The organism is Methylobacterium litchii, assembly GCF_038442315.1.
Classification (GTDB): domain Bacteria; phylum Pseudomonadota; class Alphaproteobacteria; order Rhizobiales; family Beijerinckiaceae; genus Methylobacterium; species Methylobacterium litchii.
Genome location: NZ_JBBXMY010000058.1, coordinates 1 through 545, shown reverse-complemented (window position 1 = coordinate 545; position 545 = coordinate 1). Strand labels below are relative to the sequence as shown.

Annotated in this window: 1 protein-coding gene and 1 pseudogene; one reads left to right on the top strand and one right to left on the bottom strand. The window is 75.4% G+C overall.

Annotated features, from left to right (window positions below; all coding sequences use genetic code 11):
• Positions 1–445 (bottom strand): annotated as a pseudogene (locus tag AAHF99_RS27160) (hypothetical protein); the annotation flags it as partial.
• Between AAHF99_RS27160 and AAHF99_RS27155 the strand changes: the two are divergent.
• On the top strand, positions 366–545 hold a 180-nt coding region (locus AAHF99_RS27155), incomplete at its 3' end, for a hypothetical protein (RefSeq protein ID WP_342167427.1). The pseudogene AAHF99_RS27160 and the gene AAHF99_RS27155 overlap by 80 nt on opposite strands.

Below are 545 nucleotides of genomic sequence, written 5' to 3'. Positions count from 1 at the left end.
CCCCGCCCAGCGAGACCGCCCCCCCGCTCGACGCGTTCGCGTTCAGGCCGATGGCCACCGCCATCCCCTGTGAGGCCACGCTCTGGTTGCCCACCGCCACGGAGTAGTCCCCCGCCGCGTTCGCCGCGCGGCCCAGCGCCGCCGCCGCGTCCCCCGCCGCGCGCGATCCGGTACCCACCGCGACCGTGGCCCCCCCGCTCGCGCTCGCGTTGAGGCCGAAGGCCGATGCGTAATCCCCGCTCGCCCGCGCGCTGGCCCCATACGCCGCCGCATACGAGCCGCTCGCCACCGCACCCGACCCAATCGCAGGCGCAGGGCTCGTCAGCGCGCCGAGCCCCGTCGACAGCGAGCTCACCTGGCTCGCCGTGCCCGACAGACCCGTCGACAGCGAACCCACCTGGCTCGTCGTCGTCGAGCCCACCGCGTACAGCTGGCTCCCGTTCACCGCGTCCGTCGAGGACGCGCTCATCTGGCCCGCCGCCACGTTCTGGATCTGGCGCGTCTCCCCCGCCTTGCCCACCGACACCACGCCCACCGGCGCAGTC